A 15,679-nucleotide genomic window follows, 5' to 3' on the forward strand; every position below is an offset into this window, starting at 1 on the left:
CGGTCACGTCGCCCTTATTCCAGCCGTTGGCGTTCGGCGCAGGGGAGGCGGCCGCGATGGTCGTGGGCGGGGTGGTGTCCACTGCGACGGTGAGGGATTCACCCGGGCGGACTTCCCTCACCTGGCCCTGGAACTCGACGACGATCGGCTCTGTGCCGCCCAGGTTCTGGATCTCGAACTGTCCGGGCGCGAGCCTGGCGACGCGAACTGTTGTCCCGCTCGGAACCGTTGCGATGCCGTGGTCGTCCAGCAAGATCTTGATCGGCCCCACCACTACGCGGGCCGTCAGCGAGCCGCAGGTGAGCGGGTGCACTTCACTCGGCCCTGGCGCGAGCGTCTTGAGGCCATCGCAGTACGTGATTTTGGCTTGTCCCGATCCTGGGCCGGTCTTGACCACGAGGCCGGCGGGGCTCTCGATTTTGACAGTCAGGCCGCCCGGGTCGTTGATGGAACCCGAGACTGTGCCGCAGAGGTGCTCGTTCGTGAAAGTTCCATTGAACACGGCGCTGAGATCGGTCGCGGGGTCACTCTTGTCGACGAAGGTTCCGGCCACATAGAAGCCGTCGACCAAGTCCGAGATTCCATCCCCATCCTTGTCACGGTCCAACAGGGCGCCGGTGAACTGGCCGAAGGCGACAGGCCCATTCCCCACCGGAAGGCCTTGGATGCCTGGGGCCATGTTGAAGTCAATCGGCGTGTGGTTGTTGGCGACGTCGAGCACCGACACGGTGTTGTCGTCAACGTTGGCCACGTAAACGAATGCGCCATCCGGGGTCACGGCGACGCCCCTGGGTCCTTGCCCGACTGTCACCGATGTGACTGCGGGAGGAGTCTGTGTGATGTCAATGATCCACAGAGTGGTGCTGTTAGTGGAACCGTCCGTCACATAAACCTTGTCCCCCTTTGGGTGCACTGCCACAGCGAAGGGCTCACCGCCGACCTGGATGGGAGTGGTCAGGTTGCCGGCATTGTTGTCGGTGTCCACCAGCTTGCCGGTCTTCGTATCAATCACCGAGACAGTCCCGTTCCCAGCATTCGCCACGTAGAGCCTCGTGCCGTGGCTCACGGCCACGCCCTGCGGGCTGGGACCGACCTTCACGCCCTGCACCTCGTCCGTGGTATCGAAGTCAAGGACCGTGTGGGTTGGTGGGTCCACGGCGGGGTTCACGTCGATGAAGGTGACAAAGTTCCCTACTAGGTTCGTCACAAAGACCTTAGTGCCGTCCGGGCTCACCGCGATCCCGAAGGGGACATTGGCTTGCGTGCCTATGGTCAGCTCTACCGTCGTCGCAACGGCGTTGGCTGTGGTGTCGATTACCGAGATGGTGTGGGTAGACTTGTTGGGGTCCACGCCGGAGTTCGCGACATACACCCATCTGCCGCTCGGATGCACTGCCACGCCGATGGGGTTGAGGTTCACTCCTAGCGGGATGGTCTTGATCACGGTGTTCTTGGTGGTGTCGATCACCGAAACGGTGTCGTCAAGGTTAAAGTTTGTTGGATTAAGGTTTGCCACATAGACCCGTCTGCCGTCCGGATGCACCGCCACGCCGTGGGGATTGACCCCCACCGGGATGGGATTGCCCACGACGCTGTTGGTATGGGCGTCGATCACTGAGACGGTGCCTGCATTGAAATTGCTGATGTAAGCGAAGGGCTCCCCCTGACCGATTTTTTGCACAAAGGCGTCAGAGTCGCCGGAAATGGGCTTGGCAGCGCCCGTTGTTGCGTAGACGTTGCAGGAGGCGTCCAGGGCGATGCTGCCGCCGAAGAAGCCCACCGGGTAGGGGACGAGCTTGTTAGCAACGAGATCAAGCTTTGCGGTGCCCAGATAGATGTTTTTACTGGGGGAGTCCACGGCGATGCTCCTGCCCCCCCCGGCATAGCACGTGGAGTAGAGGAGCGATGCATCCCCGACGAGATCAGGGTTAAACTTCGCCACAAAGCCGCCCGGACAGGATGTGCCGGGAATAGCGTTCTTCGTGGGAAACTCGGCGGCTGAAGCAGTAGAGCCCGTCACATAGATCTTGCCCGAGGAGTCCACGGCGATGCCATCGCCAATGTCGTTGGCACTGCCACCGAGGAGGGTGGAGTAGACGAGCGAGTCAACTTCGGGCTTAGAGGTGTCAAGCTTCACCACAAAGGCGTCGAAATTTTCGCCGACGTTGACCTTGCTGGCGAAGTCCTGCGACAGGTTGCCCTTCAGGGGGAAGTCGGAACCGCCATCCCCTGTAAGATAGGCAAAGCCGGATGAGTCCACGGCGATGGCTCTGCCGTGTTCGAAGACGTTGCCGCCTATGTGAACGGAGTAGACAATCGAGTCCGCTCCGGCCTTGAGGGTATCAAGCTTCACCACAAAGGCGTTGTAGTCAACGGCAGATCCCAGTTTCGGGACAGGTAGCGCCCCTTTTGGGCCGGGGAAGTCAGCCGAACTGTTGGAAAAGCCCGTCACGTAGGCGTTTTGGGAGGAGTCCACAGCGATAGCGCCGGGGCCGTCGTCGTTGCCGCCGCCCAGGTAGATGGAATAGAAAAGGGCGCCTTTGTCGTCCAGCTTCGCCACAAAGACGAAATCGCCGGGGCCGCCGCCTCCCGGCTTCGGGGCAGTTCCCCCTCCTGGGGCGGGAAAGTCGGGCGAATCGGTTTCCCCGGTCACGTAAGCGTTGCCCTGGTGGTCCACGGCGATGGCTACGCCGCTCTCGTTGCCGCTGCCGCCCAGAGAGGTGGAGTAGATGAGTGTGGAACCGGTCGGATCTAACCTCGCCACAAAGACGTTGTCAGAGACGCCGGCCATCAGCGTTGGGGGGAAAATTCTCCCTGTTACGTAGGCGCTGCCTTGGGCGTCCACGGCGATGGCTACGCTGTTCTCGTTGGCGCTGCTACCGAAGTAGGTAGAGTAGATGAGGGTCAACACCGGATCAATGACCAGGGGTTTGCTGGTGTCATAGGCGGCGAGTTGGAAGCTGACCTCTTGCGATTGTGGATTTTCGATTTCGGATCTTGCATTCAACACATAGCTGCCGGAGATGGGTTGTTTGACACCGTTGACGACCTGGTAGATATAGGGCTTCTTCAGGCGGACCTCGCCGGCGCCGGTCTTCAGGACGAGATCACCGTTGGAGTCGGTTTCAACTGTTTCCGCGCCCTCGAAGGCGAGCTTGACGGCCTTGGGATCGGCGCCGGGGGCGACGATGAAGTCGTATTCGAGCTGCCTCTGGTTGCCGTAATACACGAGGTCGATGCCGGGATAGACATCCTGGTACCTGACCCTGGCATAGGTCGGGACGTTGGTGCGCCATTTGCTGCGGTCGTTCCCGATGAAGTAGTTGGCCTTGCCGGGTAGCTCATTCAGGCCAATCACCTGGGGCTCGGGGTCAGCACCAACCAGCTTCATGCGGAGGACGTGGGACGAGAACCCCCTCACCCTCGCCCTCTCCCCCGCCGCGGGGGAGAGGGGATCGGTTGCGGGGGATTTCAGGACGAGGACGGCCTCGGTGGGGGTGAGGGACAGCGCGTAGCCGCCACCGCGGGCCAGGAACTTGACCTCGGGGTCGGTCTGGCCGTGGTTGGCCTCAAAGTGCAGCGGCAGCTTGGCGTAAGCCGCCCGGGCTCGAGCCTTGACAGCCGCGTCAGGCCCCTTCGCGGTCAGAGGCGGAACCGGCCGTGGGCGCGAGGGCTCCCCTTCGCCCGCGAGCATAGCGCTCTGCTGGGCGCAGGCCGCCCCGATCAGCGCCAGAGCCAGCGCCACTATCGACGACCACCTGACGAACCGGGCTGCCGAATGCTCGTGTCGCTGGGCTTCACCATTCATTGTTGGACCTCCGGCGTGCGATCTCTAAGCCGCGCTCGTGTCTTCGGGGTCTCCGACGCTGCCCCATCGAAAATTGCGTGGCGCAAGGATGCGCGGCCCCGCTAGAATAGACGCCGCTATGGGGGCGCTGCCCGAGCCGGGGGAACGTTGCCGCCTGAGCCACGCCATATCTCCGGACCTCGTTCAAGCCAAGCAATTCGCTCCCGACGATCCGCCCTTCTTCGCAGTGCGTCATGCTGGGGCGATGCCGTGCTGTCGCAAAACTGCCCGGCCTAACTGATCAAGCCTCGCGATCGGGCTCATCTGACCCAGGAAGTAGGAACTCCGGGGGGAAAGTCCTGAAAAAACTTTGAGATTTCTTTGAGAAGGCTGGCGGGACCGTGTCGGAAGTGAGCCAGGGCGAAGGCGTCTTCCTGCGCCTTGACCCGGGGAACGAACGGGTCTGGCACGGGGACCAGCCTGTGAAGCTCACGCCCAAGGCCTTTGCGGTGTTGCGTTATCTGATCGAGCGCCCGGGGCGGCTAGTCACCAAAGACGACCTGCTCAGAGCGATCTGGCGGGAGACGGTGGTGACCGAGTGGGCTCTCACCGCGTGCATTTACGAGATCCGCAAGGCACTTGGGGATGAGGCACGCGCTCCCCAGTACCTGGAGACGGTCCACCGGCGGGGGTACCGGTTCATCGGCCCCCTCGCCCCCATTCCAGCAGATGGGGGCCTTGAGCCCGGAGTCCAGAGGCAGAAGTCCGAGCCGGTTCCGGTCCCCAACGTGGTAGGGCGGGAGGACGAGCTGGGGCACCTGAAGCGGTGGCTGGAGACTGCGCTTGGCGGGGAGCGGCAGGTGGTGTTCGTCGTGGGCGAGGCGGGGATCGGGAAGACGGCGTTGATGGAGGCTTTTGCGGGCGGGATGGCGGCGGGCGGAGACGTGGGGGTGGGGTGGGGGCAGTGCATCGAGCATTACGGCGCGGGAGAAGCGTACTTGCCGGTGCTGGAGGCGCTGGGGCAGCTCTACCGGACCCCGTGGCACGACCGGCTCCTGGCGGTGCTGAGGCACTACGCGCCCACCTGGCTCGTCCATCTGCCGTGGCTCGTCAGCGGGGCCGAGCTGGAGACAATGCAGCGGCGGGTCCAGGGGGCGACGCGGGAACGTATGCTCAGGGAGCTGGCCCAGGCGCTGGAGGTGCTGACCGCCGACGGCGCCGTAGCGCTGGTGCTGGAGGACCTGCACTGGAGCGATCATGCGACGCTGGACTTCGTGTCCTATCTGGCCCGGAGACGGGGGGAAGCGCGGCTGCTCGTGGTCGGAACGTATCGGCCGGGGGAGGTGCTCGGGAGGGGGCATCCGCTGAGAGGGGTCAAGCAGGAACTGCTGGTGCACGGGCAGTGCCGCGATCTGGCGCTGGAGGGACTGAGCGAGAGCGGGGTGAGGGAATATCTCGGGTTGAGGCTTCCTGGAGGCGAGCCCGAAGCGGGGCTCGTCCAATGGCTTCACCAGCGCACGGATGGCAATCCCCTGTTCATGGTGAAGATGGTCGATTACATGCTGGGTCGGGGCCTGGTGGTGGAGGGCAACGGCCGGTGGGCACTCAGGGAACCGGTCGGAGGAGTGGGAGAGTGGGTCCCGGAGAGCTTGCGGGAGATGATCGAGAAGCAGATGGAGGAGCTGAGCGCGGAGGAGAAGCAGGTGCTGGAAGCGGCGAGCGTGGCCGGGACGGAGTTTTCAGCGGCCGCGGTGGCGGCAGGCTTGGAAGAAGCGGTGGAGGGCGTCGAGGAGCGGTGCCAGAGGCTCGTCGCGCGCAAACAGCTCCTGCGATCGTGCGGCGTCGAGGAGTGGCCGGATGGGACGGTCGCAGGCCGCTACGGGTTCATTCACGCGCTCTATCAGAACGTGATAGCCGAGCGGGTCGGAGGGGCGCGGCTCCTGCAACTCCACCGGCGGATCGGGGAACGCAAGGAGGCGGGCTACGGGGAGCGGACGGGGGAGATCGCGGCGGAGCTGGCCACGCACTTCGCGCAGGGGCGGGACCACCGGCGGGCCGTGAAGTATCTCGGCCAGGCGGCCAAGACCGCGACGCTGCGCTCGGCCCATACGGAAGCGATCAGCCTGCTCAGCAGAGCGCTGGAGCTGCTCCCGACGCTCCCCGATACCCCTGAGCGCACCCAGCAAGAGCTAATTTTGCAAATTTCATTGGGCTCCTCGCTGATCGCGATGAAGGGGTATGCGGCCCCGGAAGTGGAGGGCGCCTACACCAGGGCCAGGGAGTTGTGTCAGCGCGTCGGAGAAACTCCCCAGCTCTTCTCCGTGCTCCTGGGGCTGTGGGCGTTCTCGCTGGTGCGGGCGAAGTTGCAGACGGCGCGGGCGCTGGCAGAGCAGTGTCTGCGTCTGGCGGAAACGCTCCAGGGTCCGGCCTTCCTCATGCAGGCGCGCTTCGTGCTCGGGACCAGCCTGTTCTGGCTCGGAGAGCTGGTCCCGGCGCGGGGCCATCTCGAGCATGGCATCGCGCTCTATGACTCGCAGAAGCTCCACCCCAGCGCCTTCCGGGTCGTGCACGATCCCGGTGTCACGTGCCGATCCTATGCGGCCCGGGTCCTGGGCTGCCTCGGGTATCCCGACCAGGCCCGGAAGAGGAATCGGGAGGCTCTCACCCTGGCCGAGCAACTGGCTCACCCGTTCAGCCTGGCCTTCGCCCTGAGCTTTGGGGCCATGCTCCACCAGTGCCTCGGGCAGGGCCACGAGACCGGAGAGCAGGCAGACGCGGCCGTGGCGCTCTGTGCCGAGCACGAGTTCGCGCTCTTCCTGGCGGTGAGCACCGTGCTGGGGGGCTGGGCGCTGACCGAGCGCGGACAGGGGAGCGAGGGCATGACCCGCATGCGCCAGGGTTTGGCTGCCTACCGGGCCACCGGGGCCGAAGTGTCACGCCCGTATTTTCTCGCCCTGGTGGCCGAGGCCCACGGGAGGGTAGGGCAGACAGAGGAAGGAGTGGCGCTGCTGGCCGAGGCGCTGGCTCTGGTGTCCAGAACCGGGGAGCGCTGGTACGAGGCAGAGCTTTACCGGCTCAGGGGCCATCTCCTCTTGGCGCAGCAGCAACAGAGGGAGATAATCAAGGGCGCCAGTGAAAGCATTTCAGAGGCCGAGGCCTGTTTCCGTCAGGCCATCGCGATCGCTCGCCGCCAGGAGGCGAAGTCGCTGGAGCTTCGGGCGGTGATCAGCTTGAGTCGCCTCTTGCAAAGCCAGGGCAGGAAGGAAGAGGCCCGGACGCTGCTGGCAGAAATCTATGGCTGGTTCACCGAGGGGCTCGAGACGGAAGACCTGAAGGAGGCCCGGGCGCTGCTCGGAGCGCTGGAAGGGCGCTTGCGGTAGCCAGTGGTATCCTTCCTCTTACGATGATTGATCCCATCACCCTCGAGGTCATCCGCGAGGCGCTCTCGTCCATCGTGCGCGAGATGCGCGTGAACCTGGTCCGCACGGCCTACTCCTCGATCCTGTACGAGGGGGAGGACTTCTCCTGCGTCCTGATGGACGCCGAGGCCCAGATCGTCGCCATGTCGCGGGGCCAGGACCACCCGCTCCACATCGTCCCCATCGCCTGGTCCGTGAAGGCGGTGCGGGAGAAGTTCGGGAGCGATATCCACCCCGGCGACGTCTTCCTCCACAACGACCCCTACACGGGCGGCACGCACCTCAACGACGTGGCGATGATCTACCCGTTGTTCGTCGAGGGCGAGCTCTTCCTCTTCCCGGTCGTCCGGGCCCACTGGGGGGACGTGGGCGGGATGACCTCGGGGTCGCTGTCGGGAGGGGCGAGCGAGATCTATCAGGAGGGGATACGGATCCCGCCGGTCAAGGTTTACGAGCGCGGCCGGCCCGACCCCCCACTTCTGGACGTGCTCTTCGCCAACATGCGTGTGGCCAGGGATCGGGAGGGCGACTTCCGGGCCATGGTCGGGACGTGCCGGAAGGCGGCCGAGCGGGTCGAGGAGTTGCTGGCCCGCTACGGCGTGGCCACGCTCCGCGCGTGCATCCGCGAGCTCCTGGATCGGGCGGAGCGGCGGATGCGCCAGCGGATCCGCGACCTCCCGGACGGCGAGTACTGCTACGAGGCCTACCTCGAGGGCGGCCGTGAACGCCTGGAGCCGCTGATGATCCGCGCCCGCGTCGCGATCGCAGGGGACTCCGCGACCGTGGACCTCACAGGCTCGGCGCCCCAGACCGCGGGCCCGACGAACGTGGGGCCGGCGATGGCGCCGACCGGCGCCTTTACGATCCTCAAGGCGTTCCTCGATCCGGGGGGCGAGATCAACTCGGGGGCGCTGCGTTCGCTCACCGTCATCGCGCCGGAAGGAACGGTGGTCAACGCGCGGCTTCCGGCCCCGTGCGGCGGAATGGTGGAGGTGAAGTACTGCGTGGAATCGGCTGTGATGGGAGCGCTCGCGCAGGCGCTCGCGGGAAAGGTAACGGGCGACCTCAAGGGCGGCGGGAACCACTGCTACGTGGGCGGGACCGATCCCCGGACCGGCGAGCCGTTCATCTTCTACGAGTACCCGGCCGGAGGGACCGGAGCTTTCGAAGGCGGGGACGGCAATAACGCCGTGAGGACCTTCACCGAGAGTGACATCACTTCCATCCAGCCCCTCGAGGCGGTGGAGCAGAAGTACCCGCTCCGCGTGGAGCGGCTCGAGCTGCGCCCCGATTCTGGCGGCGACGGCCGCTGGCGGGGCGGGCTCGGGCTCAGGCGCGAGGTGAGAGTCCTCGCCCAAGAAGCACGGCTGTCCGTCCTGTCAGAAAAGAACCTCTTGCCGCCGTACGGCGTCTGCGGAGGAATGGGGGGCGCGCCCAACCGCTTCATCGTCCGGCGCGACGGTGAGGAGCTCCAGCCCTCCCCGCTCCCTGGGAAGGTGAGCGGCTTCGGGCTCCGACAGGGAGACCTGGTTGTCATGGAGAGTTCCGGGGGTGGAGGCTATGGCGACCCGCTCGAGCGCGATCCGGCCCTGGTGGCCCGCGACGTTGCCGAGGAGCTGGTCAGCCAGACCAGGGCCGCGGCGGTCTACGGTCTGGCGTTGAGCGACGGGCAGGTCGACGAGGAGGACACCCGGCGTCGCCGCGAGCAGCTTGGGCGCGCCCGGCTCAGGATCCGGTTGCATCGTGAGGACGGTCTGGAGTATAAGGAAGGCCGTCGCGTCTGCCGGCTGAGCCAGCCCGCGTGCCGGAAGCTGGGAGTCGGTGCGGGTGACATCGTCGAGTTCGTGAGCCTCCGCGGTGCACCGCTCCGCGCCTGGGTGGAGGTGGACCCCGGAGACAGTGACGGCGCGCAGCTGGCGCACGACGGGCTCGCCATCCTGGGCGTCAGGGACGGAGAGCGCGTCGAGGTACGGCGCGTACTGAGCGCGGTGTCGAGGTGTGAGGAGGAACGATGACAGAGCCGACGGCGAGACTACCTGAGGAATCCCAGCTACTGGAGACGGCTGCCCGTTACCTACCCGGCGGCGTCCTCGGGACCTACCGCTTCCCCAAAGAGCTTGCCTTCGTCGTCAAGCGCGCCCAGGGCTCGAAGCTCTACGACGTCAGCGGACGCGAGTATGTCGACTACCTGCTGGGCTCGGGCCCGATGATTCTCGGGCACGCTCACCCGGCGGTCGTCGCTGCGGTGGCCGAACAGCTTTCGAAGGGTACCACCTACTTCCTCCTGAACACGCCTGTCATCGCGCTGGCCGAGGAGCTCTGCCGGGCGATCCCGTGCGCCGAGCAGGTCCGCTTCACGTCCACCGGTTCGGAGGCGACGTTCTTCGCGCTGCGCCTCGCCCGGGCCCACCGCAAGCGCGACAAGATCCTCAAGTTCGAGGGGGGCTACCACGGCAACCACGACTACTCGCTGATGAGCGCCACGCCCAAGGCGCCGAAAGCGTTTCCGGCCGCGATGCCGGACTCTGCGGGCATCCCCCACGTCCTCGAGGGCGAGGTCCTGATCGCGCCCTACAATGACCTCGCGACCACCGAGGCGCTCCTGGCCGTCTACGCCGATCAGCTCGCGGCGGTGATCGTCGAGCCCTTCCAGCGCGTGATTCCTCCGGAAAAAGGCTTCCTCCAAGGCCTGAGGGCACTGACCGCGCGCCACGCGATCCCGCTCATCTTCGACGAGGTCGTCACGGGCTTCCGTTTCGCCTACGGGGGCGCCCAGGAGTATTACGGCGTCGTTCCCGACCTGGCGGCCTACGGGAAGGTGATCGGGGGCGGCTTCCCGCTCGCGGCGGTCTGCGGCCGCGAGGCGATCATGCAGAGCATGGACCCGAGCCGCGAGGGGACCCCGGAGTTCGTCGCCCAGGTGGGAACGCTCAACGGCAACCCGGTCGCCGCGAAGGCGGGGCTCGCGACGCTCGCCGAGCTCAGGAAGCCGGGGACCTACGCGCGGCTCTTCCGGATCGGCGCGGCGCTCAAGGATGGGCTCGCCGACCTCGCCCGGCGGGCAGGCATCCCGGCGCAGGTGGCGGGGGAGGCGCCGCTCTTCGACGTCTTCTTCACCGATCGGCCGATCACCGACTACCGCTCGACCCTCACCGCCGACCAGGCGCGCCTCAGGGCGTTCAACCACGAGTGCCTCAAGCGCGGAGTCGTCAAGGGCTCCCAGAAGTTCTACGTCTCGCTCGCCCACACGGAGGCCGACGTGGAGCGGAGCCTGGCGGCCTTCGCCGCGGCGCTGGCGGCTCTTCCGGCACAGTAGCTCCCGCGACCCTGCCACGCGGCGCTCCCCTTCATCGCGGGAGCCGCTTCTTCTCGTCCGCGAAGCGAGGGTTCGGCGTGCCTCAGGAGGAGTGCGCATGGCCAAAGAGATCTCGGTGGTCCACCATCCCGACCGGCGAACCGACGTGGTGATGCCGTACGCCCCGGCGATTCTCGTCCGCCGGGGCCGGCTCGTCTTCCTCTCTGGCGTGACGGCGGCCCCTGTCTACCACAGCCACCCGCACCGCGAGGAAGAGTTCGACCTGCCCGCCGGCATGCGCGAGCAGGCCGTGCTGACCATGGAGAATCTCAGGAAGACGCTGGAGGCGGCGGGCTGCACGCTGTCCGACCTCGTGTTCGCGACCCGCTATCTGACGGACGTGGCGGAGCAGGATGAGCTGAACCGCGTCTGGGCGTCGTACCTCGGCGGACACCTGCCCACGACCACGACGGTCGAGGTCTCGCGCCTGGCGACCCATCCGCGCTGCAAGCTGGAGATCAGCGCGATCGCCGTCGCCGACGACGCCTGACCGCTCTCCGGCGCTACCGTTCCGTCACCCGCCCACCGGCAAAACCCAGAGGTCGGTTTACCTCGTTCACCGGTCGCGGGCCCCCTGGGCGGCCGTCGGTGCGAGGCCGGTGGTCGTGTCGCCGAGCACCTCGCCGTGCCCGATGCCGAGCGTCTTGATCCACCGCTGCTGCCCGAGGGTGAGCGCGACGAAGAACCCGAGCTCGACCAGTTCGGGAATCGTGAAGTGCTCATGGAGCCGCTGCCAGAGTCCGTCGTCGGCGATCTCCGAATTCCAGATGATAGCGCTCGTGTAGGTCAGCGCGGCCTTCTCGCGGGGGCTGAACTTGTCCGAGTCGGTGAAGTTGAGCAGCTCGTCGTATTTCTCTTCGGTGAGTCCCTTCCGTCCTGCCTGGACGGAGCGCTGGACCCCTCAGTATTCGCACTCGATGGATTTGGAGACGTACACCCGACAGAGTTCCTTAATGCCGTGGTCGAGGACGCCGTGGCGAAAGGTCAGATCCCACGCCTGCGAGAAGGCGCGGATGACGTTGGGGTTGTGTGCACGGATCGCCTGGCTCTCGGGCCGGGGCGTCCCCTCGCGCCGGGCCTGTTCCAGGTAGCCCAGGATTTCGGGATCAGTGACCGACGCTGGATCGACGTACGGAATTCGCGGCATCGCCTTCACCTCCTAGCGAGAATTCGGTTCGAGCGCGGGCTTGGCCCGCGCGATTAACTCGGGCCTCGCGCGGCGGGGGGCCTGCCTCCCGGCATGGCCGACCCCGCCACGCTCGAACAACCATAGGGGGGAGGCATCGGAAGGGGGGCGGAGCCCCCCTCCGAGGAACCTAGCGCAGGTGCTCCGCCATGAAGTCGGCGACCAGCGGCCGGTACTTGTAGATGATGTTGTTGCACACGTGGTTGCCCTCGGGATAGCACACCCACCACTTGGGGCCGCTGGCCTGCTCGTAGGTGCGGTACGGGTCCGCGGGCGGGATCAGGTCGTCCTTCTCGCCGTGCACGATGAGGAGCGGCGCCGTGATGTTCTTGGCCGCGCCCGAGAGGGTCGCCCCTTGGGTTTTCCGCTTCAGATCAGCCTCGTCCTTTGCCCCCCAGATGTGCATCCACCGCGTGCGGTGGAACTCGGTGCGCAGGGGCCGGTCCTCGAGGCTGTGGAGCCCGCCGGAGGACGCCACCGCCTTGATGCGCGGCTCGAAGGCCGCGCAACGGGGCGCCAGGTAGCCGCCGAGGCTGACGCCGTAGATCCCGACCCGGGTGCCATCCACGTCGTTCCGGGAGCGCAGGTAGTCGATGGCTGCGGTGGCCGTCACCTCGAAGTCCACGCGCATCTTCATCCGGTACCAGGTGTCGCCCTGGCCGGGTCCGTCCAGGGTCAGGGTGGCGAGCCCGCGGCGGAGGAAGAAGATCTCCGAGGTGGCGTGCTCTTCCTTCGCCGAGTCGAGCCCGGAGAGGAAGATCACCACCGGCGGGCGTGTCACCCCCCGGGGCTTGCGCAGGTAGGCCGGGAGCCGAATCGCTTCCAGCGGGAACTCCACGCGCTCGCCGGGCGGATCCAGGGTGGAGAGGGCCTGCCGGTAGCAGGCGACGCGCTTTTCGTGGCCGGCGGTGTACTCGTCGAGGTTGTGCACCCAGCAGAACACGGCGAAGTGATAGGCGATGGCGGCCCGGTAGTGCGCCTCCCCCACGGTGGCAGCGCGACCCTTCCCGAGCGCCTCGATGGCCATGTCCTCGTGCTTCTTCCCGAGGGCCATCCAGGCACCGTACCACTGCTCCCAGCGCTCCAGCCCCTCGACCGTCCAGCGGTAATCGTTCATGTCCACGCCGTTGGCGACGAAGCGCGGCTCCCAGCTCGTTCGAACCTGCGTGAGGATCTCGTCAGGCATGTCGGAACTCCTTTCGTGTCGGCGGACCCGGTGCGCTCGCATTCCACCACAGCGCGCGCGCGAACGCAAGACAGCTCTGGAGTGGGCCGGTTTGGACCTGTGTACTGGGTCAGCTTGAACTGACAGGGTGGGCGGTGAAGGTATACATGTAAGGTTAAAAGGGAGACGTTTGGTCGACTAAGATTGCTTGGGCTCTAAGATCCAGCCTTTCGTTTTGAGAATCTCGATATACTCGTCTCTTCCGATCGGACATTCAATGAGGTCTTTGAACTCTGACGGATTCAATTTGAGTTGCTGCCGAAGCAGGTGGGGGATATTTCCCGTGAGGACTCCGGAGCCAAAGGATCGTTTCGTTGCTACGATTAGTTTTTCGCCATAATAGAACTGAGCATGGCGATCTTTCGTGTCTTTGATCACCATGCCCAATTTCTTCCAGGCTCGATCTACTTCTTCGGCGTGGAGAGACAAGCTTCAGGTTTCTCGGATGATCCCCTTTAAGAACGCCCATTGCCGTTGGGGTAACGGTCCCAAAGCTGGGCCCTCTCTCTTGAGGACAAAGTAAAGGTCGGCAATTGACGCCTTCAAGTCCTCGACTGCCTCAAACTCGTCGGCTCCAATCCCGAATTCTTCAATGTCGTAGGAGCAGGTACTTACGTGATCTGGCCACACCTGGATCGCCACCGGCAGAGGTCTGGTGAGGACAACCCGAGGGTTGCCGAGGTCCAGGATAAAGATGTTCTTCGAAGGTCGCGCTGAAGGAAAGTGAGACCACAGCGAGAGGGAAACATCATCGCTTGTGTCCACGTCTAGAGGCAAAAACTGATCCTCCGACATTAGGAGTGAGCCCGACGAAGCGACCTTTCCAACAAGGATTGTCTTCATTGCGGCGGTCTCCTCAATTCCTCGGGGGAACTCACTGTGACCACGTTCCTTGACCTAACGAGGTAAACTGGGTTCCCGTCATTGTCGTACTCGTTGTCGATGCGCCATACCTCTGTGACAACGACCTTAAGCTTGACGACTGATCCGTCCGCTAAAAGATACTGGTTCCACTGTTCGCTGGACTGCTGAACTTCGATCAGCTCAGCGTCCTTAAACTCCCCCGGTCTAACGGGAATCTTGCGCCGAATAGCCACAGGTCTTCCGGTGTGCAACCAACGAATTGATTATAGCAAAATATCCGACCGAATGAGCAATCTGCGAAGCCTGAGCGCAAGTGCTATAGTCAGGTTCCGACCCCCACCTTGTCAAGCGCAGTTTTTCACATCCCAATACCTGGCCTGCGGTCACTCTAACCGTCCCAGGTGTCTAAAGAACCCCCCAATTCCGGTCCCGGTAGGCGGACCGTCCTTAAATAGATCATCGGGTGTTCCTCGCTGAAACTTAAGAAGCCGGTAGGGGCTGGGGTGACCCGTGGGCCTCGGGGTCACCGGGCTACGCCAAACCAGGCCCCAGCTTCATCGCTTCTAGAGACGACCCCACAAGCGGGTCTCTTGCCGATCATTGCTTGAGGCCGCACTCTGCGCACAGCAGCACGCGGCGCGCACGGCCAAGAGCCGAGGCTGAGCAGGCGCGACTGCTGGATTCAAACTGACGAATTATCGACGGGACGCGATCTTAGCGTGCGCCGCGCAGCCGGGGATCGAAGGCGTCGCGGACGCCGTCGCCGAGGAGGTTGACGCCCAGGACCGTGACCATGATCGCGAGGCCGGGGAAGATCGAGGTCCACCACGACGGGAACATGTAAGCGCGCGCCTCGTTGAGCATCGACCCCCACGTCGGGATGGTCGGCGGGACTCCGAGACCGAGGAAGGAGAGCGAGGCCTCGATCAGGAGGATCGTGGCCAGCGAGAAGGTCGCCACGACGCTCAGGGAGGCGACCGTGTTCGGGAGTATGTGACGGACCACGATCCGCGGCATCGAGACGCCGAGGGCACGGGCCCCGACGACGAAGTCCCGCTCGCGGAGGCTGAGGACGTCACCGCGGATCACCCGGCAGTAGTGGATCCACCGGTTCAGGCAGATGACGGCGATCAGGATCAGGAGCCCCTGGCCGAAGAGCGCCATGACCACCAGCGCCAGGAGCACGAACGGGATCGTGAGGAACAGCTCGACCACCTTCATGATGACGAGGTCGACGTAGGACCCGAAGTATCCGGCCACCAGCCCGAGAAGGGTCCCGATGAGCCCCGAGATGATCACGGCCGTCAGTCCCACCATTACGGAGATGCGCGCGCCGTACACGATGCGGCTCAGAATATCGCGCCCCAGATGATCCGTCCCCAGCAGGTTCGCCGGGCTCCCGCCCGCCATCCACGCGGGAGCCTTCAGCCGGCGGAAGAGGTCCTGCGCCTCCGGAGCCGTCGGGGCGAGGAACGGAGCCAGGAGCGCGACGAGCACGACGGCGGCGACCAGGCTTCCGCCGACGAGGCAGCGCAGCGCACCTGGTCGCAGGTACCAGGCGATCCGCAGCCGGGTGACGGGCTCGGGCTGGCTCGTTGCCGCCACCTCGGAGCGGCCAAGCAGTCTCGCGTCTACGTCAGTCATACCGCACCCGGGGATCGATCCACGCGAAGAGCAGATCCAGCACCAGGTGAATCGCGACGACCAGGATGATGAAGACCAGCACGATGCCCTGGACCAGCGCGTAGTCCCGGTTCCCGATCGCCTGGATCGCGAGCCGGCCGAGCCCCGGCCAGGCGAAGATGGTCTCGATGATCACGGACCCCGAGAGGAGGAAGACGAA

11 protein-coding genes are annotated in these 15,679 nt (G+C 65.2%); 4 read left to right on the forward strand and 7 right to left on the reverse strand.

The genetic code is table 11. The features are described from left to right. The coding region (locus tag HY726_07040) for an SBBP repeat-containing protein (protein ID MBI4608743.1) at nt 1-3,808 on the reverse strand (3,808 nt) is incomplete at its 3' end. A 380-nt stretch (nt 3,809-4,188) separates the two neighbouring features. Here HY726_07040 and HY726_07045 point away from each other — a divergent pair. The 4 genes from HY726_07045 to HY726_07060 all read left to right on the forward strand — a co-directional run bounded on the left by HY726_07045 (nt 4,189) and on the right by HY726_07060 (nt 11,051). Then, nucleotides 4,189-7,167, forward strand: coding sequence for an AAA family ATPase (locus tag HY726_07045; protein ID MBI4608744.1), 2,979 nt, complete (start codon nt 4,189-4,191; stop codon nt 7,165-7,167). A 23-nt stretch (nt 7,168-7,190) separates the two neighbouring features. Next, entirely contained in the window at nt 7,191-9,221 is a 2,031-nt protein-coding gene (locus tag HY726_07050; protein MBI4608745.1) for a hydantoinase B/oxoprolinase family protein, read from the forward strand. After that, complete coding sequence (locus tag HY726_07055) at nt 9,218-10,522, forward strand: aminotransferase class III-fold pyridoxal phosphate-dependent enzyme (protein MBI4608746.1); 1,305 nt, start codon at nt 9,218-9,220, stop codon at nt 10,520-10,522. Before HY726_07050 ends, HY726_07055 begins: the two co-directional genes overlap by 4 nt. 97 nt (nt 10,523-10,619) lie before the next feature. After that, nucleotides 10,620-11,051 (forward strand): RidA family protein, encoded by a 432-nt coding sequence (locus tag HY726_07060; protein ID MBI4608747.1) that lies wholly within the window; start codon nt 10,620-10,622, stop codon nt 11,049-11,051. 411 nt (nt 11,052-11,462) lie between these two features. Here HY726_07060 and HY726_07065 read toward each other — a convergent pair whose 3' ends face one another. The 6 genes from HY726_07065 to HY726_07090 form a co-directional block, all read right to left on the reverse strand. Beyond that, nucleotides 11,463-11,708 (reverse strand): hypothetical protein, encoded by a 246-nt coding sequence (locus tag HY726_07065; GenBank protein ID MBI4608748.1) that lies wholly within the window; start codon nt 11,706-11,708, stop codon nt 11,463-11,465. A gap of 169 nt (nt 11,709-11,877) precedes the next feature. Then, nucleotides 11,878-12,933, reverse strand: coding sequence for an alpha/beta hydrolase (locus tag HY726_07070; protein MBI4608749.1), 1,056 nt, complete (start codon nt 12,931-12,933; stop codon nt 11,878-11,880). 177 nt (nt 12,934-13,110) lie between these two features. Beyond that, nucleotides 13,111-13,353 carry a hypothetical protein gene (locus HY726_07075; GenBank protein MBI4608750.1) on the reverse strand — a complete coding sequence of 81 codons (243 nt, stop codon included), beginning with the start codon at nt 13,351-13,353 and terminating at the stop codon, nt 13,111-13,113. A 51-nt stretch (nt 13,354-13,404) separates the two neighbouring features. Further along, nucleotides 13,405-13,815 (reverse strand): hypothetical protein, encoded by a 411-nt coding sequence (locus HY726_07080; GenBank protein MBI4608751.1) that lies wholly within the window; start codon nt 13,813-13,815, stop codon nt 13,405-13,407. A gap of 735 nt (nt 13,816-14,550) precedes the next feature. Beyond that, a complete protein-coding gene (locus HY726_07085) occupies nt 14,551-15,480 on the reverse strand; it encodes an ABC transporter permease (protein ID MBI4608752.1) in 930 nt (309 codons plus the stop codon). Then, the coding region (locus HY726_07090) for an ABC transporter permease subunit (GenBank protein ID MBI4608753.1) at nt 15,473-15,679 on the reverse strand (207 nt) is incomplete at its 5' end. The genes HY726_07085 and HY726_07090, both read right to left, overlap by 8 nt.

The organism is Candidatus Rokuibacteriota bacterium (assembly GCA_016209385.1).
Taxonomy (GTDB): domain Bacteria; phylum Methylomirabilota; class Methylomirabilia; order Rokubacteriales; family CSP1-6; genus JACQWB01.